Origin of the sequence: Collimonas sp. (genome assembly GCF_039923675.1) — a bacterium.
GTDB lineage: Bacteria > Pseudomonadota > Gammaproteobacteria > Burkholderiales > Burkholderiaceae_D > Collimonas.
This window is the reverse complement of the sequence record NZ_JBDTCG010000097.1, coordinates 93,654-115,803: the sequence shown is the minus strand read 5'-3', so window position 1 is coordinate 115,803 and position 22,150 is coordinate 93,654. Positions and strand designations below refer to the sequence as shown.

Genomic DNA, 22,150 nt, shown 5'->3' with positions numbered 1-22,150 from the left:
ACAACGTGAACGGCGCCACCAACCAGTCTTATCTGAGCAGCTATCTGGATAGCCTGGCGGGACAGCGCCAGTTATCCGCGCATACGATCAGCAACTATGCGCGCGATCTGCAGGAGCTGGCCAGCCTGACGCAAGCGCTGGGTGAACAGTGGCAGTTCGCCGCCATCAATCATTTCCATATCCGTAAATTCGCCGCGCAATTGCATTCGCGCGGCTTGAGCCCGAGCTCAATTGCGCGCAAGCTGTCCGCCTGGCGCGGATTTTTCGAGTGGCTGGCGGAGCAAACCACGCTCGCCAGCAATCCGGTCGAAGGCGTCAAAGCCCCCAAACGCGCCAAGCCGCTGCCGAAAGCCATGGCGGCGGACGACGCCATCCACCTGGTCGCCAGCGGCAATCCGCTGGCCGATGCAGGATCCAGCATGGCCTTATGCAATCAAGCCATGTTCGAACTACTGTATTCCAGCGGCTTGCGGGTCTCTGAACTGGCCGGATTGGATCTGCGCTATACACGCCAGGACGGCTACGAATCGGCCGGCTGGATCGACCTGGACGCCGCCGAAGTGACTGTCACCGGCAAAGGCAGCAAGAAGCGCAGCGTGCCGGTCGGCGGCCCGGCCATCAATGCCATTACCGCCTGGCTGCCGCAGCGGGAAACACTGCTCAAAAGCGATCAGGCCGAGCATGCGGCTGCGCTGTTCCTGACCGAGCGCGGCAGCCGCGTGTCGTCACGTGTGATCCAATTGCGCTTGAAGCACCATGCGCAAGCGCTCGGCATCGGCAGCAATGTCCATCCGCACATGCTGCGCCATTCGTTCGCCTCGCACATGCTGCAAGGGTCGGGGGATTTACGGGCGGTGCAGGAATTGCTGGGCCACGCATCGATTGCCGCCACCCAGGTTTATACATCGCTGGATTTCCAGCGTCTGGCGCAGGTCTACGATGCGGCCCACCCGCGCGCAAAAAAAATCTCCGACAAGTAAATCGCAAGCCGGGCGAACTGAAGCGCTTGTTTTGCGATCCACATCAAATATGCAACTGAATTGCATTTCAGGCATAATTGAACCCTCATACAACCCGGCAGCATGCATCACACTATGAATCCAGTTCCAAAATCCAAATCCGCCGCCGCGCATGCCAAGGCCGGCCCCAATCAGCATGCCGCCGCTCTGGCCGAGGCGCAGCTGCGCGAAGTCGCGTTGCGCATCACGCCGGCCCGCATCAAGGTCCTGGCCGCCTTGCTGGAAGCGCGCTGCGCTTTTTCGCATCAGGACATGCAGGACCAGTTTGTCGACATGGACCGGGTAACCTTGTATCGCGCCCTCGACTGCCTGACCGACGCCGGACTGGCGCACAAGATCGCCGGCGATGACCGCGTATTCCGCTATAGCGCGGGCACAGAACATGGCGATTCCGCAGCGCACGGCGATGCGGCGCATCATGCCCAGCACCAGCACGGCCATTTCAAATGCACCCGCTGCGCCAAGGTGTTCTGCCTGGATGGCAGCGGCGATGCAGGCTTCCTCGACAGCATACTGGCGCTCGGCGATGGCCACGCCAGCAGCACCCCGGCAGCGTTGCGCAAGCAATTGCAGCAGGCCTTGCAAGACACGCTAGGCAAGGGTTTCCAAGGCCACGAGATCGAATTGACTATCAAGGGCTGGTGCGCCGACTGCGCCCACTAACCAGCCGCCTGATATCTGACCGGCGGGTGCGGCTACACATTGCGGCCCTCTGCCGGCCCCCTTTTATTTTTAATTTTCCGAACCTGCCATGGCACTCATACCCACTACGATCCTGACCGGCTTCCTCGGCGCCGGCAAAACCACTTTGCTGAACCGTATCCTGCAACAGCAGCACGGCCATAAAATCGCCGTGATTGAAAACGAATTCGGCCAGGAAAATATCGACAACGAAATCCTGGTGCAAGACAGCACAGAGCAAATCGTCGAGATGAACAACGGCTGCATCTGCTGCACCGTGCGCGGCGACCTGATCGTTGCGCTCACCACGCTGGCGCGCCGCCGCACTGCCGGCGAACTGAATTTTGACCGGGTCATCATTGAAACCACCGGCATGGCCAATCCGGGGCCGGTAGCACAAACCTTCTTCGTCGACGACGAAGTGGCGATGCACTTCATGCTGGATGCCATCGTCACGGTGGTGGATGCCAAACATGCAATGAAGAAGCTGGACCAGCAGGAAGAAGCGCAACGGCAAGTGGGTTTCGCCGACAAATTGCTGCTCTCCAAAACCGACCTGGTAAGCCCGGAAGAGGTAGCCGCCCTGACCCACCGCTTGAAGCGCATCAATCCGCGCGCGCCGATCATCACGCTCGATCCGCAACACATGCCGATTGAAGAGATCCTGGATATCCGCGGCTTCAACCTGAATGCCAAGCTGGAAATCGATCCTGACTTTTTGGCAACGGAAGAGCACGATCACGACCATGTCGGCGATGATTGCGACCATCCGTCCCATCAGCACGATGACCACGATCAACATCACCACAACCATCATCACGCCCACCATGACGATGAAATCGCCGCTTTTGTGTTCAAAAGCGAAAAACCGTTCGATACCGCGCGCCTGGATGAATTCCTCGGTGGCCTGGTGCAAGTATACGGACCGCGCATGTTGCGCTACAAAGGCGTATTGTTGATGGATGGCGCCGACCGCAAGGTGGTGTTTCAAGGAGTGCATCAGATCATGGGCAGCGATGTCGGCGGCAAATGGGATGCAAATGAGACACGCGGCAGTAAAATGGTCTTCATCGGCAAGAATCTGCCGAAAGACATCTTTATTCGCGGTTTAGAGCAATGTTTGGTATAAACTATGGCAGTTTTTGCGCTGGGAAATCACTGGATAGCAGGCCAATAGCATCTTCCTTTGGCCGCTGATTAAGGGAGAGGACCATGAACCTGACCGATAAAAGGACCGCCGCCAAAGCGCCGGTCTCGCTAGGGAAATCGACGTCGTCAAGCAAAGCCCGTGAATCGGGCCGGGCTTCTGCGGCCGCCGGGAAGACCGGTAGCGGCGGCAGCGCAAAAACAACTGAAAATGTAAGCAAACTTGCCGCCAAGGCGGCCCGCAAAACCGAGCCCCCTACGGCAGCCGCAACCAAGGCAGTTTCCGAAGTTGCCAAACCCAGTCCCAAACCTGTTGTAAAATCCCTAGCCAAGAAAACGGCGACTGCAACAAGATCCGATCCTGCAGCCGACAAGGAAACACGCAATAAGGTAATCCGTAATGAAGTAACGGGTAATACAGCGGTGAAAACCAGTAGTTCTGCTACAAAGAAACTGAATTCCCCAACGGCCAGATCCGGCGCCAGTAATACCAGCAGCAAGCCTGCTAGTGCCGGATCAACGGATAAAATTGAAAAAAACGTCGTATCGAAAGCAAGCGAAGTGGCTACTAAAACAACCAAACCAACCTCTGACATTCTGTTATCCGAAGAGCAAATCCTCAAGATGGGCGAGAAGGATTACATGAATGAGGCACAACTGGCGTTCTTCAAGGCGCGTTTGCAGCAGCTGGAAATCGACCTGCTCAAAAATGCCGGCGAAACCACCGAACATCTGCGGGAAACCGTCCTCGTGCCGGATCCTGCCGATCGCGCCACGATTGAAGAAGAACATGCATTGGAATTGCGTACGCGCGACCGCGAACGCAAATTGCTGAAAAAAGTACAGCAATCGATCGCATCGATCGACGCCGGCGAATACGGCTGGTGTGAAGAAACCGGCGAGCCGATCGGCATTCCACGCCTGCTGGCGCGGCCGACTGCAACCTTGTCGCTGGAAGCACAACAACGTCGCGAACTGAAGCAAAAACTTTACGGCGACTGATTCTCGCTGACGGTCTGGGGAGAAGATACGCCTGCAATCGCAGCAATGAAGCTTTGTTGCAGCTGAAGCAGGCGAGCAGTTCAGATAGTTTTTCTATCTCCGGATCGTTACGCTTGATGCATAGCTGTTTGTGCACTCTCCGATTCCTTGATGCCAGCCCAGCCCTCTCATTCAAGACACCTCCGGCATGCCGCCCTGGCGCCGGTGCTGGTGTTTGCGATCCTGTTTGCGCAATGGCTGGGACTCACGCATAGCATTGTCCATGCCGCCTGGGAAAGTAAATCCGAGAACCACCTGACGCACATCACGTCGGTGATTGAACGTGTGATCGAAGGCGGCGGCAAAGCGCATCACTCTTGCGCTGCGTTCGACGACGCCACCCTGGCGGCGACGATTTACGCGACCCCGCTGAATTTGCCGCCGCTCCCGGGCAAGCATCTGCTGGCCTTGTGGCAAGCCTTTGCTTCCTGGGATGCGCCGTTCACCTGCCACTTTTCGCCGCGGGCGCCGCCACAGTCCTGACAGGACTCGTCTATCAGCTTCGCCCATGGCGAAGCATCACATCATTTATAGCCGTCGCCATCGTCACTCGTGATCCAAGGCGTGACAGTCTTGCCGCGTGCACAGGCTTTGCGGCCGTGCGCCGGGCATAAGCGCTCGCCGGCAGCAAGCACGCTGCCCGGCGCGCAGCACTGTCACGTCGAATATCCGCGTTGAAGTGGAAGGCGACGGCCATTGCCTGTCAAGGAATCATCATGTTTGTCCAACGTACATTGTCATCCAATGCGGTCCTGTCCGCGCTGGCCGCCCTCTCGTCCAACGCCATCGCCCAAGCCACTCCTGCCGAAGGGCACACTACCCTGCCTCCAATCGTGGTCAGCGCCACTCCGCTCAACGCCAATGTCGACACCCAGATCCTGGCGCCGGCCAAGGTCTTGTCCGGCGAAGAACTGCGCAACAAGACCGGCACATCGCTCGGCGATACCTTGTCCCAAGAACTGGGCGTATCGGCATCCGGTTTCGGCGCCGGCGCATCGCGCCCCATCATCCGCGGCATGGAAGGACCGCGCGTCAAGATCCTGCAGAACGGCATGTCGGTGGCCGACGTCTCCAGCCTGTCCAACGACCATGCGGTCGCCACCGAAGCCGCCACCGCCCGCCAGATTGAAATCCTGCGCGGTCCGGCGGCATTGCTATATGGCTCCGGCGCTATCGGCGGCCTGGTCAACGTGGTCAACAACCGCATTCCGACGCAGCTGCAAAAAGACATCAGCGGCGAAGCCGAAGTACGCTATGGCAGCGTCGACAACGGCAGAAGCACCTCGTTGGTGCTGGACGGTTCCACCGGGCCGATCGGCATGCACCTGGATGGCAACTGGCGCGACACCGGCAACTACAAGATTCCGGGCCACGCCACCCAAGGCGATCCGAACTCGGCTTCCGGTCGTCTGCCGAATTCCTTCACGCACGAAACCGGCGTCGGCGCCGGCGCCTCCTGCCTCGCCACCTGGGGCTATATCGGCGCATCGGTGGCGACGCTGGATGATCACTACGGCATCCCCACAGCGGAAAAATCCTTCATCGACCTGCATCAAACCCGCTACGACATCGCCGGCCAGATCGACGAACCGCTGGCTGGTTTTGAAAAATTCACGTTCAAGCTCGGGCATACCGATTACACCCATACCGAGAAGCAGGAAGACGGCACAGCCGATACCATCTTCTCCAATCAATCCACTGAGACCCGCTGGGAACTCGCACACAAACCCTTGGCCGGCTGGCATGGCACTTTCGGTATGCAAACCGAAGATACCCGCTTCTCGGCGTTATCCGCAGAGAGCGGCTTGCCGGACACCGTGCCACGCACCAAGTCGACCTCGGTCGCCGCCTTCCTGGTTGAAGAACGCAACTTCGGTCCGGTGCTGACCAGTGCCGGCCTGCGCCTGGAATCGGTCAAGCGCCGGCCCGATACCGAGTCCGGTTTTACCGGTCGCAAATTCAACCTGGCCTCTTATTCGGCCGGCGCATTGTGGAGCTTCTTGCCGGGTTACGGTTTCGGCCCCACGGTATCGATTGCGCAGCGCGCGCCGGCGACGGAAGAGTTGTATTCCAACGGCCCGCATGAATCGACCGCGACTTTCGATATCGGCGATCCGGCGTTGAAAAAAGAAACCTCGCGCAATATCGAACTGACCTTGCAAAAAACCGCAGGAATGATCCGCTGGAAAGCCAATCTGTTCCAGAACCATGTCAGCAACTATGTCTTCGGCCGCAACGCCGGCCAGGTCGACAAGGAAGGCGCAGCGGATGCCGACGGTGAATTCACCGAACGCTTCTGGTCGCAAGCCGACGCCACCATCCGCGGCGCCGAAGCGGAAATCAGCTACAACCTGCGCGGTGAAGGTTTCTCGGTGCGCGGCTTTGCCGACACCTCGCGCGGCAAGCTGGACCAGATGGGTAACCTGCCGCTGCAACCGGCAAGCCGTTACGGCGTCGATCTCGGCTATGCGCAAGGCGCCTGGCGCAGCGGCATGACGATTCTGCGCGCGCAGCAACAGGACCGGCTGGCGACATTTGAGCACAGCGTGACGCCTGCCTACACCAAGATCGACGCCAATCTCTCCTATACGCAAAAAATAGGGGCGACGCAGGTGACCTGGTTTGCCTTGGCTAAAAACCTGCTGAACCAGGATATCCGCCTGGCGACGTCAGTACTGAAGGCTGTTGCTCCACAACCTGGACGTAGTTTGATTCTCGGCGTACGCACCAGGTTCTAAGCGGCACAAGCGGGATTGCAAAGCCGGAAGGCCAACCCGCTCGCGCTGTGCAATCCCCGCTTGTTTTCAAATGTACAAAAGTACAAAAGTACAAAAGATGATCACTTTTAGTAGCGCATATGCAAAAATCACAACATATTTATGTCATAACTTAGAGGGTTCCAGACATACTTACCGGGTGGCTTTGTGTTACCTTTAGCGGTACCGATTGATCGTGCTTTTTTTTCTCGAAAACAGGTAAAAGCCAGAACAGTCTCTAAACAAAAATGCGGCCACGAAGACAGTAAAAGCAGTGGCCAAAGCGATGACAAAAGCGCATCTGGAAATTCGTGGAATCGGCGCCAGGCCTCACAATAAATGGCCTTACCCGACAACCCGGTTTTCAATAAAATACCAGCTAACGCAGCTACTCATACGCAGCTATAACAGCAACTAACTTTCAGGATTAACACGTGGGGATTTTCTCGCTCTTCGGCAAAAATAATCGTCCAAACGGTACGCGACCGGAGGATGACAAGTTACCAGCCGCGGCAGACAATCAGGCGCCGGTTCTGTTTGGCGAAGGCCCGGAGCGGCTGGCCAACTCGACTACGCTACGCGATGGCTCCTCACGTCATAACGCCAGCAGCACGACCACCATGAAGATCGACGCCATCGAATCGGAGATGTCTTCCGAGTTCGTCCATCTGCCGCCATCGGCAAAATCGCTGACCGACTCGACTACCGCGCCGCCCGTCACCACGCAGGGACCGAACACCACCCAGCTGACGCTGCCGGTCATGAGCAGAACCACGGAATACCTGGACGATCAATCCAGAAGCGGCAGCATCGAAGTATCCATCTCCGACACGCCGGAAGTCATCGAGGAAGCCGCAGTGCTGTTTGCCAGCGACCAGAGCGATATCGCCGAAGCGCTGCTGTTGAATGCGATCGGTGCAGACGATCTCGGCTCTTCCACCCACATTGTCTGGTGGATGCTGCTGGACTTGTACCAGATTACCGGCAAGCAACATGAATTCGATAACCTGTCCGTCGATTTCGCCAACAAATTTGAAACCTCGCCGCCAACCTGGATCGACATCATGACCCTCGATCCGCAGGCAAAAAACCAGGAAAAACCCGGCTCGACGCCGGCCGTGGCGTTCTCCGGCAAACTGGACGCCAACATCGGCAAGCAGCTCGAACGCGCGCAAAAACTGAGCGTCACCCATCCTGCGGTGCGATTGGAATTTACCCGGGTCAGCTCGGTGGATCCGATCGGTTGCGGCCTGTTGCTGCGCATGCTGAAAAAATTGCAAAAATCCGGACTCGACCTGGTACTGGTCGGCGCGGATGAACTGGCGGACAAAATCCGCGATATCCTGCAGGTCGGCCGCCGCGATGAAACCGCTGCCCCATGGCTGCTGCTGCTGGAAATCCTTCACCTGCTCAATCTTGAACAAGCTTATGAAGACGCCAGCATCGATTATTCGATTACCTTTGAAGTCTCGCCGCCACCGTTTGTCGTACCGCACGCCAAGATCATGACGGCGGCGGAAGACAACACGCAGGTCTCCAATATGGCTGGCGGCAACAGCTTGCTGATGCCGATCCTGATAGAAGGCCGCACCGAGGACCTGATAACCAAGATTCAAACCCACGCCAATAGCCATAGTCCGGCGATCATGGATTGCTCGCGCCTGGTCAGAGTGGATTTCAGCGCCGCAGGCGAATTGTTGAATGGTTTATCCATGCTTGCCAGCAACGGCAACGCCATTGAATTTCACAGCGTCAATCATCTGGTGACGGCCTTGTTCAAGGTAGTTGGCATACAGGAAATCGTCCGGGTAGTGCCGCGCAAGAATTAGGCTTGAAATTAAGTTTTTAGCAAAATCCGACTCTCCAGTAATTAAGAAAACAACGCCAAATCGACCAAAATCAGTGCTTGTAATCACGCCGGCCGTCCCCATTTTTTCGGAACAGCATCAATTTATCGTTTGATACTGAATCACATGCAGCATGGCCGCAGCATCCTGCGCCCTGCATGAGCGGCACTGTCCGCATTTTCTGAGGCTCGAAAACAATGGAACAATTTCACGGCACCACCATTCTTTCAGTGCGGCGCGGCAATAGCGTCGCCCTGGGCGGAGATGGCCAGGTAACACTCGGCAATGTCGTCATGAAGGGCACTGCTCGCAAAGTACGCAAGTTGTATCAAGGCAAAGTGCTGGTCGGTTTCGCCGGTGGCACCGCCGATGCATTCACCCTGCTCGACCTGTTTGAGTCAAAACTGGAGAAGCACCAGGGCAACCTGATGCGCGCCTCGGTCGATCTGGCCAAGGAGTGGCGCACCGACCGCATGCTGCGCCGGCTGGAAGCCATGCTGCTGACAGCCGATCGCGAAACCACGCTGGTCATCACCGGCAACGGCGACGTGCTGGAGCCGACCGACGGCATCGGCGCGATCGGTTCCGGCGGCACCTTTGCGCAGTCGGCGGCCAAGGCGCTGCAGGAAAACACCGAGCTGACGCCGGCCGAAATCGTCAAGAAATCGCTGGTGATTGCAGGCGAGCTCTGCATCTACACCAACCAGTCGCATATCATCGAAACGCTGGATTGATTCCACATTCAAGATTCCACACATTCTGTGATGCGCCAACGCTACGCTGAGCAAATCAATGTCCGATCCGGTAAATGGCCGGACAGTGTAGCCAGCTTGCGCATTCAACTATCAAACGCGGAAAAACCATGAACATGACGCCTCAAGAAATTGTTTCGGAACTGGATAAACACGTAGTCGGCCAGGATCGCGCCAAACGCGCTGTGGCGATCGCCTTGCGCAACCGCTGGCGCCGGCAGCAGGTAGCTGAACCGCTGCGCCACGAAATCACTCCCAAGAACATCCTGATGATCGGCCCTACCGGCGTCGGCAAAACCGAGATCGCGCGGCGCCTGGCCAAATTGGCCGATGCACCTTTCATCAAGATCGAAGCGACCAAATTCACCGAAGTCGGTTATGTCGGGCGCGATGTCGACACCATCATCCGCGACCTGATCGATATCGGCATCAAGCAGACTCGTGAAGCGGAAATGCGCAAGGTCCGCACCCGCGCAGAAGATGCCGCCGAAGACCGTGTCATCGATATCCTGGTGCCGCCGGCGCGCGATTTCGGCTTTCATCCGGAACAAAGCACGGGTGACAGCGACAACGCCGCTGACAAGGGCAGCAACACGCGCCAGACTTTCCGCAAGCGGCTGCGCGAAGGCGCGCTCGACGACAAGGAAATCGAGATCGAATTGTCGGAAGCCGCATCGCAAATGGAAATCATGGCGCCGCCGGGCATGGAAGAGATGACCGAGCAGATCAAATCCATGTTTTCCGGGATGGGCAGCAACCGCAAGAAAAACCGCAAGATCAAGATCAAGGATGCGATGAAAGTCCTGATCGAAGAGGAAGCCGCCAAGCTGGTCAACGAAGATGAACTGAAACAAAAAGCCATCAACAACGTCGAGCAAAACGGGATTGTGTTCCTGGACGAGATCGACAAGATCGCTACCCGTTCGCAAAACGGCGGCGCCGATGTCTCGCGCGCCGGCGTCCAGCGCGATCTGCTGCCGCTGGTGGAAGGCACCACCGTCAACACCAAGTACGGCATGATCAAAACCGATCACATCCTGTTCATCGCCTCCGGCGCCTTCCATCTGGCCAAACCGTCCGACCTGATCCCGGAACTGCAAGGGCGCTTCCCGATCCGGGTCGAACTCGATTCCTTGTCGATCAGCGATTTCGAAAGAATCATGACCGGTACCGACGCCTGCCTGACCAAGCAGTACGAAGCGTTGCTGGCAACCGAAGGCGTGACGCTGGAGTTCACCAAGGAAGGCGTACAACGGCTCGCGGAAATCGCCTTCTCGGTCAATGAGAAAACCGAAAACATCGGCGCCCGCCGCTTGTACACGGTGATGGAAAAACTGCTGGAAGAAATCTCGTTTTCGGCGACCAACGCCACCGAAAAAACCATGGTGATCGATGCGGCTTATGTCGATCAGCGCCTGGGCGCTCTGGTGGTGAACGAAGACTTGTCACGCTACGTGCTTTAAGAAAATGCGGGGCAGAGCCGCTCTGTCCCGCTAGCCGTCATTCGGTAAAACAGCAACATACCAAATCCGTCCTCACCATCGGCCAATCTCACAGAATTCAGTGCGGCTGCCGTATGCCGGCATCGAAGCTATCCTGCAATGCTTATTTGTCCTGCACCGGCACCGCCGGCTGCTCAGGCGGCAGATCCTGGTTTGGCGGGGGTTGTGGCGCCATCTGAGGCGGTGCTTGTACAGGCGAGGCATTCGCCATGCCCGACTTGGCGCGCGCATCTTCTGGCAACATGACCCGCTTCAGCACGCCACCTTCCGACAGCAGCACATAAGTCGCGTGCACCTCTTTGATACTGGTTCCAGGCAGCAGTTCCTTGCCCTGCCGCACAGCTTGCGGCGGTTTGCCGTCGGCGCTCAGGATGGCGACGCTCTCGCCATCCTTTTTTGCAGCAACGACGCCCAGCAGCTGATAATTGCTGGCGACAGTGACCGTGCCGCGACCACCGAACAAGCCGGCCGCCAGCGTCACGTCAACCTGCGCATCAGCGGCTGGCGGCGGCGCAGCCACCGGGCGCACCGGCGGCTTGATCAGCTGCATCACCCAATAGGCGGCGCAGGCGCATAGCAGCATGAACAGCAGCAGGCTGATGAATTCCGGCAGGCGCTTGGTATGCCGGCCGAGTTTTTTACTTATCGGTACATTCACATTTATTCCTAGTGGACCAACTGGTTGATTTCAATAATCGGCATCAGCACAGCCAGCACAATCAGCAATACCACCACCCCCATCGCCAGAATCAGGGCCGGTTCCAGCAAGCCGGCAATGGTCATGGCGCGCCGCTCCAGATCCTGCTCCTGGGCGCTGGCGGCGCGCTCCAGCATGGCGGGCAATTCTCCGGTGACTTCGCCGGCGCGTATCATATGGATCAGCATCGGCGGAAAATGCTTGTGCGCCGCCAAAGCACGCGCCAGGCCGACCCCTTCACGGACGCTGGTGGCGGCGGTATCGACCTGCTGCCGCATGGCGACGTTGGATAGCGTATCGCGGCTGGTTTGCAAAGCTTTCAGAATCGGCACGCCGGAGCCGGTGGTGATCGCCAGCGTACTGGCGAAGCGCGCGGTATTCAGGCTGCGTTCAAACTTGCCGTACAGGGGGGCGCTCAACAGCCAGGTATGCCAGCGCATCTTGGTGGCGGGGTTCTTGAGCGCCGTGCGCCAGGCATAGAACAATGCGATCACCACGATCAGCACGATCCAGCCATAGCTGCGGACGAAATCGGAAGTCGCCAGCATCACCACGGTCAGCAGCGGCAATTTCTGCTTGGTGTTGGCGAAAACTGAAACGATCTGAGGCACCACATAGGTCAGCAGGAAGATCACGATCACGAACGCCACCACGGTCACGATGGCCGGATAGGTAAACGCCAGCTTGACCTTTTGCACCAGCGCGTTGCGGCGTTCGATGTAATCCGCCAGCCGCGACAGCACCCGGGATAATTGCCCGATCTGTTCACCCGAGGCCACCAGCGCCCGATAGATCTCGGCAAAATCGCGCGGATGTCCAGCCAATGCGCTGGACAAGGAAGCGCCACCCATCACATCGGAACGTATCGAAGCGATCAAGTCGCGCTGATAATTGCGTTCGGACTGTTCCAGCAACGCCGTCAGCGCCTGCTCCAGCGGCAGGCTGGCTTCCAGCAGACTGGCCAGTTGACGCGTGAACAAGGCAATCTCGACAGTCGACAAGTGCTCGCCAAAACCGCGCCGTTGCGTATTGCCGGCGGCATCCACCTGTTGCGCAATGATGTCTACGGTCAAAGGCAGCAAACCCTGGGCGCGCAAATCCGCCCGCGCCGCCTTGGCGCTGTCCGCATTCACCACGCCTTTGGTGGTGCTGCCGCTGGTATCTACCGCTTCGTAACGAAATGCTGGCACTCTGCTCCTCGCTTAAATTTTCAACTTGAATCCCGGCCTGCTTTCGGCCTTACTCTTTGGTTACGCGCAACAACTCGGCTTGCGTCGTAATGCCTTCAGTCAGCCAACGTTCGCCATCCTGGCGCATGGTATGCATGCCATTGCGCAGCGCCACCTGCTGGATCTCGGCTTCGGAAGCCCGGTTATGAATCTGCGCGGTGATCTCGTCGGTGGTCAGCAGCAACTCATAGACGCCGACGCGGCCGTGATAACCGGTGTGGCCGCACTGCTCGCAACCGACCGCGTGCCACAGTTGGCCGTCATGGCGGCGGCAATGCACACACAGCTTGCGCACCAATCGTTGCGCCACCACGCCCAGCAGGGACGATGACAACAGAAACGGCTCGATCCCCATGTCCAGCAAACGCGTGACTGCGGCGGCGGAATCATTGGTATGCAAGGTCGCCAGCACCAGATGGCCGGTGAGCGATGCCTGCACCGCAATCTGCGCGGTTTCCAGGTCGCGGATTTCGCCGATCATGATGACGTCCGGATCCTGCCGCAAAATGGCCCGCAAGGCCTTGGCGAAGCTCATGTCGATACGCGCGTTGACCTGGGTCTGGCCGACTCCGGCCAGTTCGTACTCGATCGGATCTTCCACCGTCAGGATATTGGTGCTGCTGGTATTCAGACGCGACAGCGCTGCATACAGCGTGGTGGTCTTGCCGGAGCCGGTCGGCCCGGTCACCAGGACGATGCCGTGCGGCTGGGCGATCAGGCGGTCGAATTGCGGCAACATCGTCGGACTCATCCCCAGATGCTGCAAATCCAGGCGGCCGGCCTCCTTGTCCAGCAAACGCAGCACTGCGCGTTCGCCGTGGCCGGTAGGCAAAGTAGAAACCCGGACGTCGACCGGCTTGCCGCCGACTCTTAACGTGATGCGGCCATCCTGCGGCAAGCGCTTTTCAGCGATATCGAGTTGCGCCATGATCTTGATGCGCGAAATCAGCGAAGCATGTACGGCTTTCTTCGGTCGCACCACATCGCGCAAGCTGCCGTCGATGCGGAAACGCACTACCGAGATCTGCTCGAACGGCTCGATATGGATATCGGATGCGCCTTCGCGCAGCGCCTGCGTCAGCAGCACGTTGATCATGCGGATCACCGGCGCATCATCGGACGACTCCAGCAAATCCTCGATCGCCGGCATGTCTTGCATCAGCTTGGCCAGATCCATATCGGATTCAAACTCATCCACCACTTGCGCCGCATCGCCGCCAGCGCCGGCATAAGCCAAGGCAATCGCCGCCTCCAGCTCATCGCGCGACAGCTTGCGAAATTTGACACGGCCGAAACGCCGGCTGACTTCGGCGATCGCGCTCGGCTGGGTGGCTTCGGAAATCCACAGTTCCACTGGATTATCTGCGCCGTTGGCGTCTTCGGTACGCTGCGCCAGCAATGAAAAATTGCGGGCGAAGGCGTACGGTAGCAGACGCGTATCGGTCATTCTGGGATCGCTCATGGCGTTCCGTCGTTCAAGAAACCAGGGGCCGGCGAAACCTGCGGTTTAGCGGGAACCAACACAGGCATCTGCTGTTGCTCCGGCGCCGGTTGGTCTGGCGCATCCGGTAGCGTCTGCTTTTTGCGCAGATCGACGAACGGGCCGCCGTCTTCCAGCTTGGCTGCGATCGCAGAACCGAAATCAGTCAGGACAGTCTTGCCCGGTTGCGTGCGGATCTGTTGCGAGCGCATGTAATCATAACGATCCGCGGCCAGGTTGCTACCGGTATCCTTGTCACGGACAATCGTCGGACGCAGGAAGATCATCAGATTGGTTTTGGCGCGGGAACCGGATTGATACTTGAACAAATTGCCGATATAGGGCAAATCGCCCAGCAGCGGCACTTTTTGTATGCTGCTTTCGTTGTCGTCGCCAATCAAACCACCTATTGCGATGATCTCGCCATCATCAACCAACACATTGGTGTCCAGGGAACGTTTAGACGTAGTCGGTCCGTTAGCATTGCCAGCCGTGCCCTGAAGCACTGCGGATACCTCTTGCGAGATTTCCAGACGCACCGTGCCTCCTTCTGAGATATGCGGCTTTATCTTCAACGCAGTGCCGACATCCTTGCGGTCAACAGTAGTAAACGGACTCGCGGTCGAACTGCTTCCTCCGGTAGTGGCGTAGGAGCCGGTCACGAATGGCACATTCTGGCCGACGATAATCTTTGCCTCTTCATTGTCCAGCGTCAGCAAATTAGGCATCGACAACACATTGCTGCCGACGGTGCTGTTCAAGGCGCTGGCTAAAGCGCCAAGACCGATTTTTCCGGCAATCTGGCGGAATACCCCGAGTTGCATACCACTACCTATATTTGGGAGTCCTGTAGTACCGCTCCCGGCAGCCAAGCCAACCGCTGTATTGAATATATTGCCGCCTGCCGTATTGCTCGGATTGATGCCGGTATTGGTGCCGGTAAATCCGGTGCCACCGCCGACCCGGTATGCACTGGTTGAGTTGCCGCTCAGCGCCAGCCACTGGACCCCTATCTCGCTCGCAGCACTGTCGTTGACTTCAACGATCAAGGCTTCCACGTATACTTGCGCACGGCGGGTATCAAGCTGGTCGATGACCCCGCGAATGTTGCGGTAGACCGGTTCGCTGGCGGTAATGATCAGCGTATTAGTGCTATCGTCGGCCTGGATAAAGCCCGCAGCGCCACCGCTGCTGCCACCGCCCGACGATTGTGAAGACGTATCTGTCGACGGCGACGAAGGCTGGGTCGATGTACCTGAATTCAATGCACTATTGCTGTTCGAGCCTTGCAGCATGCCGCCGGAACCGCTGCCGGAACTCTTGCTGGATGAGCTGGAAGTCGGCAACGACGTATCGTTGGAAACAATCGCCCGCAAGGTTTTCGCCAGCTTTACCGCATCAGCGTTTTTCAGATACACCACGTGGACATTGCCGGCGTTGGTGGTCGGCTGGTCAAGCTTGGCGATCAGCGACTTGGCCAGGTTGGCGCGTCCGGCAGACGGCGCGCGGACCACCACCGAATTGGTTCTGGAATCGGCCATGATCATGGTGCGCGCGCTATCGCTGCCGCCCGGCGCCGCAGAGCCGGAATCCAGCAACTTGGTCACCATCACAGCGATATCGCTGGCCACCGCGTAGCGGATCGGGATCACATCCAGATCATTGATCGCAGGCACATCCAACGCGGCAATCATTTTGCCAAGGCGCTGCAAGTTTTCAGCGTAATCGGTGACAACCAGCGTGTTGTTGCCAGGATTGGCATTGATCGTGTTATTCGGAGAAATCAGCGGCCGCAGCACCGGCAGGATATTGGTTGCCGATTCGTAGTTCAATGAGAAAATCTGCGTGGCGATCTGATCGCCGCGAACGCTGGCCGGCCGGGTTGGCGCCACTTGCAGCTTGGCGTCCGCTTCCGGCACCACTTTGACAAAACCGTCGCCGCGCACCACGGCATAGCCTTGCAGACGCAAGGTCGATGCCAGCAAATCGAAAGCTTGTGTTTTGCTTACCGGCTTTTCCGACACCAGATTGATGGTGCCCTTGACGCGCGGATCGACGATGAAAGTGGTATTGGTATATTGACCGACCGCCTTGATCACCGACTCGATATCCGCACCGACAAAATTCATCACTGCCTGGCCGCTTGGGACGTCGGTGGTGGCGCCTGCGGGGGCCGTTCCCAACACCGGCTGCGCAATCGCGGCGACGGGAACGCCTGCGGCACAGGTCAGCAAGGCAATGGCGGCGGCATAGCGCCACGAGCTGCGCACTGCCATCTGCAAATTGGGTGTCTCGAATGTCGACGCAATGTTGTTGAATGGTGCGAGATACATTTTATCTTTCATGATTTAAACTCTAGTCCGATAACATTTCTGCCATTGATCTGGCGCCGTTGGCCGAGCAAGCTCAGTAGAGTAGCCAACTTTTCCTCTTGACCCGCCGCCGCTTCCGCGGTCCCCGAAAACTGAAAATGACCGTCTTGCAATTTACCGCTGCCGTTCAACAACATCGCGCCACCTAAGGTGGTCAGCGTCAAAGCCGCCTGGGTGCCTTGCCAATCGAGCCGCATGCGATAGCTGCCAAGCGGCTTGACCGGCGACATGCGCGACGCCATCGCTAGGAGGTCCAGCGTCATGCTGCCATTCAAGGCAATCCCGTCAGCGCTGCCAGCCTTGGTGCGCGCCAGCGTCAGCTGTTGCCAGCTCAGTTGCATCTTGCCTGACGGCTGCAAGGTATTCAATGGCGCACCCAATGTCGACAGACGTTCGGCCGGCAACAGCATGCTGGACGGACTGACGGTCCATTCGCTCCAGCTGCCGCGAATGCTTACCTTGCTCGACAATACTTGCGCATTTTCCAGCGTCGCATCGACCTTCCCCAGCAATACCAGCGGCGACAGACGCCAGGCAAACCGGCCTGGCAGCAAGGCCGCAACAGCATCCTTGCCGCTTGGCGCCGCACCGATAAAAGCCGACCCCTGCCACAACGACCCTTGCGCATCGCCCAAGGTGAGACGGCCGCCGGTGCGGCTCTCCAGCAAAGGCGCCAGCCACGCAGCCGGTAAAAACGCCAGTACCGTGATCAGTGCACTCAATCCCGCCGCCACCAGCCATATCAATACTCTGCCTAGTCCGCGCATCGATATCCCGACATTTGCGATGACGCTGCCGACGGCATTCCTTGTTGCTCACTACTCATGCTTTTGCTGCCACAAAGTGACCGTGGCGTTGACGATACCCGGTTGAGGAGTCGCGCCGCCCAGCGCTGTGACATTGGCGTCCACCACTTGCCATTGCGAATTTTTCTGTACATCGTCGAGCCAGTCAAGCAAGCCGGCAAAGGCGACTGACGACAGCTGCACCTTGGCCATATCGCCGTTCGGCGTCACGCTCTGTGCGCTCAGCCCTTTGCTTTTCAATGCGCTCTCGACCGCCTCTTTGTTCAACGGCGAAGCCGGCCGTTCCGCCATCTGGCCGGACAGGGACACCGCCTTGGTTGTCAAAGACTGTAATTCGGCAGCTTGCTGGCGTAACGCCGGCAAATCCTTTTGCAGCCGGCTGCGACCGCTCAAGGCGGGATCCAGCAGAAGCAGATAGATGACCGCCAGCAGAATCAGCACTCCAGCTGCGCTTAGCAGACGGCGTTCGCGCTGGTTTCTCTGGGCCCAATAGGCGCCGGCCGGAATCGAGATCCGGTCCCAGGTTTGCTGCAGGGGATTGCGTGTAGACATTACTTGCCGCTCCCGATTTGCCAGACGCCGGTAGTCGGTTTGCTCAGCGTTAATTTCATACTTGCCAATGCACTCTTGATTTGTGTTTCGGCACCATCTGCGTCGCCGGGATTTTTCAAACGCACCAACAGATGGTGGTCGCGGTAATCCAGGCTGGCGATCGCGCCGCTATCTGAACTTTGCGGCAATCCGGCCCAGGCAGTCCCGAAAGCGGTTGCCAGCGAAAGGAAATCGTCGGCCGCAAGCTGGCCGCCATCACGCTGGGCGACGGCGATTTTCTGCCTGGCCTGGGCGATCGGGTCGACGATCACGGTTTCTTTCGGGAAGGCGGCGCGGTAGTTTTGCATCATGCCGCTGCGCAAGCCGGCGGCTTCGCGCCGCATGCGCAGCCAGTCGTAATTGACGCTCACGATATTCACCAGCAGCAGCGCCGCCGCCAAACCCAGCGGCCAGCGCCAGCGGCGCCAACTGAACTCGGTGCCGGCCGCGCTGGCGGTCAGTCCGCTCATCAGGTCGATGCCACTGCGCGCCGACGCCAGTTCCTGCGTCCCTGCCAGCCAGTGGCTCCAGTCGTCGGCCAGCACCGTGATTTGCGCCGGCTCCAGTTCCTGATAGGCAGCCAGGCTGGATTGCGGCACATATAAAGTGATCTGCTGCTGCGGCAAGATGGCGGTCAATCCCTCCAGCACTTCTTGCGCCACCGACTGCCCCGATACCGGCGACAGCGACCAGCCCATGCCCTGCTCGGCCGACACGTGCAAGGCGACGTCGATGTCGCCGCCGTGATCGGTAATCGCCGCCACCGCCATCTCCGGCTCGCGCAACGGCAGACAAAGCTGGGCCGGCCAGGCCTGCAGATTGTGCGCGCCTAATGTCAACAAGGTCTTGACCAGCAACTCCAGCCAGTCTCTTTGCACGACCGCGATCAGGCGCAGGTTATTTGCGGCGGCAACCGCGCCAGGACGCTTGCGGCCGGCGACGATCACGCAGTCGAAGGGATCGACCAGCAGTTGTTCTTCCACCAGATTCGGCAGCGCCATCTTCAATTTGCTGTCTGACAACGGCGGCACCTGCAACTGCAGCAGATTGACGTCGGCCGCAGCCAGTATCAGCACCACCCGGGTCGCCGCGGCAATCGGCTCGGCCAGACCCGCCAGCTGCTCCACGCCTTGGCGCTCGATGCGACCGGCATCCGATACCAGCGCGTAGCGACAATCGGGCATGGCCACCGCCGCCGCACTGTCCAGTGTTGCCCTTGCGGGCAAGCGGATAAGTAAGGTACTCAAAACGCATCTTCCATTTATTGTTCTCTAATCCACACGATATTGGTGCTGGAGCCATTAGTGCCACGCTGCAACAAGGATACGGTATTCAGGGCGGCGCGACCCATGTGAATCTTGCCGTAGACCAAAAAAAAGTTGCTGGAAACCGCAATATTCGCGGTTGGCGGCACGGATATGCCAAACAGGTTTGACATTTGTGCATTCAAATTAGCGACATCGGTAAATGGCGCGGTGCGGCGCGCGGCGACCAGGGAATTGGCCTGCGCCAAAGACAAGTTGACAAAGCGCGAGGCCAGTACCTCCGCCGGCGCAGTATTCACATTGACAGGCGTAGCGGCTCCGGTCCATGGCAAGAGCACCACATAATCCTGCAACTGGCGCACGATGTCCGGCGTAAATCCCGGCACCGCCAGCAAATCGTCGACCAGCAGCAGCGGCATCGTACCGTTGCTTGAAGCAGCCGGGCTCTGCTGCCCGGTCGGCGCCGTGACAGGTTGCGCCTGGGCGATAGCCTGGGCCGCGGCCGTAGCCAAGGTGGTCGACAGGCGCAGATAAGTCAGCAAACGTTTGAAAGCGGCCACCTCATCAGGTACCGGAACACCATTGGTGCTCAGGTTATTCAGGTTGTAGCGCGATTGCGCATCGATGATGTTGCCAGACAAGACTGCATCCGCCGCATCGCCGGCCGCCGCCCCATCTTCCGCATATTGATCAAGCCGCGTCTCTGCCAAAGGTACGGCCCAGGGCTGCCCCAGATCATCGTATTGGAACTGTCTGCCGCTGGCGCGCAAAATCATGCCGGCCCAATCCAGCGAGCCGCGCATGATCCAGTTCTTCTGCAATTGCAGGCGCTGGTTTTCGACCGAGCGCATCTGTACCTGCTGTTGCCAGAACAAGCTGGCGACGATGGTGATCGCCAGCGTCGTCAACAGCAAGGCAGTCACCACCGCGACGCCACGCTGGGTGGATCGGTTCCGGAACCTGCGGTTCATACAGCCCCCAGCAGGAAAGTCTTGGCCATGGTGCTGGTATGGCCGCGCAGTTGCAGCGCCACTTGCAAGCCGGTCCAGCGATTGGCGTTGACGCTGGTATCCTGGCTGCCGGCGCTGATCGCGGAAGGCGGCCGCCAACCCTGCTGGTCGCTACCCCACACCTGCATTTGCATGCTGGCGATATTCGATTGCAATAGCACAGCCTGGCTGTTGTTGCCGTCGCCACCATCGTTGAGCGCACTCTGCCACAGCGTATCGAGGACATTCAAATCCCGCGTCGGCGCCGATTCCTGGCGCGTCAGCTTGCCGTCGCGCAGACGGTAATCCACCACTTGCAAACGCGTCGGCTGCTGGTCGGCGAACACCATCCGCACCAGCAGCAAACGGCCCGGTTGCGCCAGCAAATACGGCCGCGTGGTCATCAGGCTCTTGGGAGCGATTTGCGCGCAATCGCTTTGCAACTGGGCAAACGTCAATTGCATGCCGCGCGTCTCTTCCATTTCCGCGGTCAGCGAAATCCGCGAGCGGACGATGCCGTCCAGGCCGCGCCAGCCCAGTACCGCCACCATTGCCAGGATCGTGACGGCAATGATCAGCTCCACCAGCGTAAAACCGCGGCTGCCGCCATTAAACTTTCGGTCAGCGCGCATTCGGCACCACCTGCGACAGATTGACGATGCGCCGATCGGAACTGGCGTCGGCGAACACGGAGACTTCAACCCGCCGGAAATACGGGTTGGGCGTACCTGAAACTTTTTCTTCACAGTGCAACGGCAGTTCGCCTTGGGCGCATTCGAATGCACGACTGCCGATCGATGGCCACTCTTTGCCGAGACGGATCTGGGTCAGGCGGTTTTCCGCCGACCAGTTTGCCATCATGGAGGCCCGCAAGCCGCTGCTGTTTTGCGTCAGGCTGCCGACCGCGCGCAAGCTGGCGCCCAGCGCAGTGCCGACGATGACCAGCGCCACCAGCACTTCCAGCAAGGTGAAGCCCGCTCCATAACGGTTGGAAAATATACGTGGCGTAGGCATTTATTCGACCACAAAATGACCGATGCCATCGGCGCGGATGATGACACTGCTGTCGCCACTGGTCATGGTCAGCGCAAATGGCTTGTCTACCGGTTCGCGGCCGAAGGTGATGCGGAGGGTATTGGGCGGCGCCGCCTCGGTCGGCGGCGGATCCATGAACAATTGCATGGGCGTGCGTTTGAAATCGCGCTGGCGCAGCGTGTCGTCTTGCACCAGCTGCTGCCAGCCGGCTTCTTCGCGCACCATGAACCGATAGCTGTTGGCGTCGGCTTCGAAAGCCGTGGGACGATTGCGCAAGATGGCTTCTTCGCGCGTCAGTTGCAACAACAAGGCGATGCGTTGCGCATCGTCTTGCATGACCTGGCGATCGCTACGAAAAGCGCTGAGCGACACCACGCCTAGCGTGATACCGGCAATCACCACCACCACCAGCAACTCCAGCAGCGTAAAGCCGCGCGGTGCACCTTGGCGCAAATTGCGATGCGCCATGAAGGACATTACAGATCCCACGAGCCGATATCGGCGTCGTTGCCTTCTCCGCCCGGCTGACCATCGGCGCCATAGGAAAATATATCCACTTCGCCTTTGATGCCTGGCGACAGGAATTGATAAGGATTACCCCAGGGATCTTTTGGCAGCTTGTCGATATAACCGCCGGTTTTCCAGCCGTTGGCAGACGGGCCGCTAGTCGGTTTGGCGATCAATGCCTGCAGCCCTTGCTCGGTGCTCGGATAATGCTGATTATCCAGTTTGTACAGCTTGAGTGCAGTCATCAGGCTGCCAATATCCTGGCGCGCAGCCTGGATCCGCGCATCGTCGGTACGGCCCATCAATTTGGGCACCACCAAAGCGGCCAGAATACCCATGATCACCACCACCACCATGATTTCAATCAGCGTGAATCCACGTTGCATAAGGGCAGAGCGACGTCGAACAGCCGGGAACATTGTGCTATGCATTTCT

At 58.7% G+C, this 22,150-nt stretch carries 22 protein-coding genes; 9 read left to right on the top strand and 13 right to left on the bottom strand.

All coding sequences use genetic code 11. The features are described 5' to 3' along the window. Positions 1-5: 5 nt before the first annotated feature. The 3 genes from xerC to ABI171_RS22050 all read left to right on the top strand — a co-directional run bounded on the left by xerC (position 6) and on the right by ABI171_RS22050 (position 2,829). Complete coding sequence (gene xerC, locus ABI171_RS22060) at positions 6-980, top strand: tyrosine recombinase XerC (RefSeq protein WP_348094709.1); 975 nt, start codon at positions 6-8, stop codon at positions 978-980. A gap of 114 nt (positions 981-1,094) precedes the next feature. Next, positions 1,095-1,682, top strand: a complete 588-nt coding sequence (locus ABI171_RS22055; protein WP_348094708.1) for a transcriptional repressor — start codon at positions 1,095-1,097, stop codon at positions 1,680-1,682. A gap of 88 nt (positions 1,683-1,770) precedes the next feature. After that, positions 1,771-2,829, top strand: a complete 1,059-nt coding sequence (locus tag ABI171_RS22050) for a GTP-binding protein (RefSeq protein WP_348094707.1) — start codon at positions 1,771-1,773, stop codon at positions 2,827-2,829. Between the two features lies 1 nt (position 2,830). Here the strand turns inward: ABI171_RS22050 and ABI171_RS22045 are convergent, their stop codons facing one another. Beyond that, positions 2,831-3,442: a hypothetical protein gene (locus tag ABI171_RS22045; RefSeq protein WP_348094706.1), complete on the bottom strand. Its 612-nt coding sequence runs from the start codon at positions 3,440-3,442 to the stop codon at positions 2,831-2,833. A gap of 1 nt (position 3,443) precedes the next feature. Between ABI171_RS22045 and dksA the strand changes: the two genes are divergently transcribed. The 6 genes from dksA (at position 3,444) to hslU (ending at position 10,705) form a co-directional block, all read left to right on the top strand. Further along, entirely contained in the window at positions 3,444-3,848 is a 405-nt protein-coding gene (gene dksA / locus ABI171_RS22040; RefSeq protein ID WP_061946557.1) for an RNA polymerase-binding protein DksA, read from the top strand. Positions 3,849-3,998: 150 nt separating this feature from the next. Then, the gene (locus ABI171_RS22035) at positions 3,999-4,370 is read left to right on the top strand and encodes a hypothetical protein (protein WP_348094705.1); all 372 of its coding nucleotides are present in this window, start codon (positions 3,999-4,001) and stop codon (positions 4,368-4,370) included. Positions 4,371-4,603: 233 nt separating this feature from the next. Continuing rightward, a complete protein-coding gene (locus ABI171_RS22030; RefSeq protein ID WP_348094704.1) occupies positions 4,604-6,625 on the top strand; it encodes a TonB-dependent receptor in 2,022 nt (673 codons plus the stop codon). A 452-nt stretch (positions 6,626-7,077) separates the two neighbouring features. Continuing rightward, a complete protein-coding gene (locus ABI171_RS22025; RefSeq protein WP_348094703.1) occupies positions 7,078-8,472 on the top strand; it encodes a hypothetical protein in 1,395 nt (464 codons plus the stop codon). Between the two features lie 215 nt (positions 8,473-8,687). Next, positions 8,688-9,224, top strand: coding sequence for an ATP-dependent protease subunit HslV (hslV, locus tag ABI171_RS22020; RefSeq protein WP_038493529.1), 537 nt, complete (start codon positions 8,688-8,690; stop codon positions 9,222-9,224). A gap of 128 nt (positions 9,225-9,352) precedes the next feature. Next, positions 9,353-10,705, top strand: coding sequence for an ATP-dependent protease ATPase subunit HslU (gene hslU, locus ABI171_RS22015; protein ID WP_348094702.1), 1,353 nt, complete (start codon positions 9,353-9,355; stop codon positions 10,703-10,705). Positions 10,706-10,847: 142 nt separating this feature from the next. Here hslU and ABI171_RS22010 read toward each other — a convergent pair whose 3' ends face one another. The 12 genes from ABI171_RS22010 to gspG are packed head-to-tail and all read right to left on the bottom strand — an operon-like array spanning position 10,848 to position 22,101. Then, the gene (locus ABI171_RS22010) at positions 10,848-11,402 is read right to left on the bottom strand and encodes a type II secretion system protein N (protein ID WP_348094701.1); all 555 of its coding nucleotides are present in this window, start codon (positions 11,400-11,402) and stop codon (positions 10,848-10,850) included. An 8-nt stretch (positions 11,403-11,410) separates the two neighbouring features. Further along, a complete protein-coding gene (gene gspF / locus ABI171_RS22005) occupies positions 11,411-12,631 on the bottom strand; it encodes a type II secretion system inner membrane protein GspF (protein ID WP_348094700.1) in 1,221 nt (406 codons plus the stop codon). Positions 12,632-12,680: 49 nt separating this feature from the next. Beyond that, the gene (gspE, locus tag ABI171_RS22000) at positions 12,681-14,132 is read right to left on the bottom strand and encodes a type II secretion system ATPase GspE (RefSeq protein ID WP_348094699.1); all 1,452 of its coding nucleotides are present in this window, start codon (positions 14,130-14,132) and stop codon (positions 12,681-12,683) included. Next, positions 14,129-16,495 carry a type II secretion system secretin GspD gene (gspD, locus tag ABI171_RS21995; protein ID WP_348094698.1) on the bottom strand — a complete coding sequence of 789 codons (2,367 nt, stop codon included), beginning with the start codon at positions 16,493-16,495 and terminating at the stop codon, positions 14,129-14,131. The genes gspE and gspD overlap by 4 nt, the downstream gene beginning before the upstream one ends. Continuing rightward, complete coding sequence (locus ABI171_RS21990; RefSeq protein WP_348094697.1) at positions 16,492-17,289, bottom strand: type II secretion system protein N; 798 nt, start codon at positions 17,287-17,289, stop codon at positions 16,492-16,494. The genes gspD and ABI171_RS21990 overlap by 4 nt, the downstream gene beginning before the upstream one ends. 51 nt (positions 17,290-17,340) lie before the next feature. Next, complete coding sequence (gspM, locus tag ABI171_RS21985) at positions 17,341-17,880, bottom strand: type II secretion system protein GspM (RefSeq protein ID WP_348094696.1); 540 nt, start codon at positions 17,878-17,880, stop codon at positions 17,341-17,343. Further along, positions 17,880-19,166, bottom strand: a complete 1,287-nt coding sequence (gene gspL, locus ABI171_RS21980; RefSeq protein WP_348094695.1) for a type II secretion system protein GspL — start codon at positions 19,164-19,166, stop codon at positions 17,880-17,882. The genes gspM and gspL overlap by 1 nt, the downstream gene beginning before the upstream one ends. A gap of 14 nt (positions 19,167-19,180) precedes the next feature. Continuing rightward, the gene (gene gspK / locus ABI171_RS21975) at positions 19,181-20,155 is read right to left on the bottom strand and encodes a type II secretion system minor pseudopilin GspK (protein WP_348094694.1); all 975 of its coding nucleotides are present in this window, start codon (positions 20,153-20,155) and stop codon (positions 19,181-19,183) included. Then, positions 20,152-20,805 carry a prepilin-type N-terminal cleavage/methylation domain-containing protein gene (locus tag ABI171_RS21970; RefSeq protein ID WP_348094693.1) on the bottom strand — a complete coding sequence of 218 codons (654 nt, stop codon included), beginning with the start codon at positions 20,803-20,805 and terminating at the stop codon, positions 20,152-20,154. The genes gspK and ABI171_RS21970 overlap by 4 nt, the downstream gene beginning before the upstream one ends. After that, positions 20,795-21,187: a type II secretion system minor pseudopilin GspI gene (gspI, locus tag ABI171_RS21965; RefSeq protein ID WP_348094692.1), complete on the bottom strand. Its 393-nt coding sequence runs from the start codon at positions 21,185-21,187 to the stop codon at positions 20,795-20,797. The genes ABI171_RS21970 and gspI overlap by 11 nt, the downstream gene beginning before the upstream one ends. Beyond that, positions 21,188-21,676 (bottom strand): GspH/FimT family protein, encoded by a 489-nt coding sequence (locus ABI171_RS21960; RefSeq protein ID WP_348094691.1) that lies wholly within the window; start codon positions 21,674-21,676, stop codon positions 21,188-21,190. It abuts the gene before it with no gap. 8 nt (positions 21,677-21,684) lie between these two features. After that, a complete protein-coding gene (gspG, locus tag ABI171_RS21955) occupies positions 21,685-22,101 on the bottom strand; it encodes a type II secretion system major pseudopilin GspG (RefSeq protein ID WP_348094690.1) in 417 nt (138 codons plus the stop codon). Positions 22,102-22,150 lie beyond the last annotated feature (49 nt).

Excerpts from the sequence above, each read along its gene's own strand:
- ABI171_RS22030 (WP_348094704.1), top strand. The coding sequence starts at position 4,604 with ATGTTTGTCCAACGTACATTGTCATCCAATGCGGTCCTGTCCGCGCTG.
- ABI171_RS22055 (WP_348094708.1), top strand. The coding sequence starts at position 1,095 with ATGAATCCAGTTCCAAAATCCAAATCCGCCGCCGCGCATGCCAAGGCC.
- ABI171_RS22035 (WP_348094705.1), top strand. The coding sequence starts at position 3,999 with ATGCCAGCCCAGCCCTCTCATTCAAGACACCTCCGGCATGCCGCCCTG.
- ABI171_RS21970 (WP_348094693.1), bottom strand. The coding sequence starts at position 20,805 with ATGCGCGCTGACCGAAAGTTTAATGGCGGCAGCCGCGGTTTTACGCTG.
- gspM (WP_348094696.1), bottom strand. The coding sequence starts at position 17,880 with ATGTCTACACGCAATCCCCTGCAGCAAACCTGGGACCGGATCTCGATT.
- gspD (WP_348094698.1), bottom strand. The coding sequence starts at position 16,495 with ATGAAAGATAAAATGTATCTCGCACCATTCAACAACATTGCGTCGACA.
- gspK (WP_348094694.1), bottom strand. The coding sequence starts at position 20,155 with ATGAACCGCAGGTTCCGGAACCGATCCACCCAGCGTGGCGTCGCGGTG.
- hslU (WP_348094702.1), top strand. The coding sequence starts at position 9,353 with ATGAACATGACGCCTCAAGAAATTGTTTCGGAACTGGATAAACACGTA.
- ABI171_RS21990 (WP_348094697.1), bottom strand. The coding sequence starts at position 17,289 with ATGCGCGGACTAGGCAGAGTATTGATATGGCTGGTGGCGGCGGGATTG.
- ABI171_RS21960 (WP_348094691.1), bottom strand. The coding sequence starts at position 21,676 with ATGGCGCATCGCAATTTGCGCCAAGGTGCACCGCGCGGCTTTACGCTG.
- ABI171_RS22050 (WP_348094707.1), top strand. The coding sequence starts at position 1,771 with ATGGCACTCATACCCACTACGATCCTGACCGGCTTCCTCGGCGCCGGC.
- gspG (WP_348094690.1), bottom strand. The coding sequence starts at position 22,101 with ATGCAACGTGGATTCACGCTGATTGAAATCATGGTGGTGGTGGTGATC.
- hslV (WP_038493529.1), top strand. The coding sequence starts at position 8,688 with ATGGAACAATTTCACGGCACCACCATTCTTTCAGTGCGGCGCGGCAAT.
- gspE (WP_348094699.1), bottom strand. The coding sequence starts at position 14,132 with ATGAGCGATCCCAGAATGACCGATACGCGTCTGCTACCGTACGCCTTC.
- gspI (WP_348094692.1), bottom strand. The coding sequence starts at position 21,187 with ATGCCTACGCCACGTATATTTTCCAACCGTTATGGAGCGGGCTTCACC.
- ABI171_RS22045 (WP_348094706.1), bottom strand. The coding sequence starts at position 3,442 with ATGTCAGAGGTTGGTTTGGTTGTTTTAGTAGCCACTTCGCTTGCTTTC.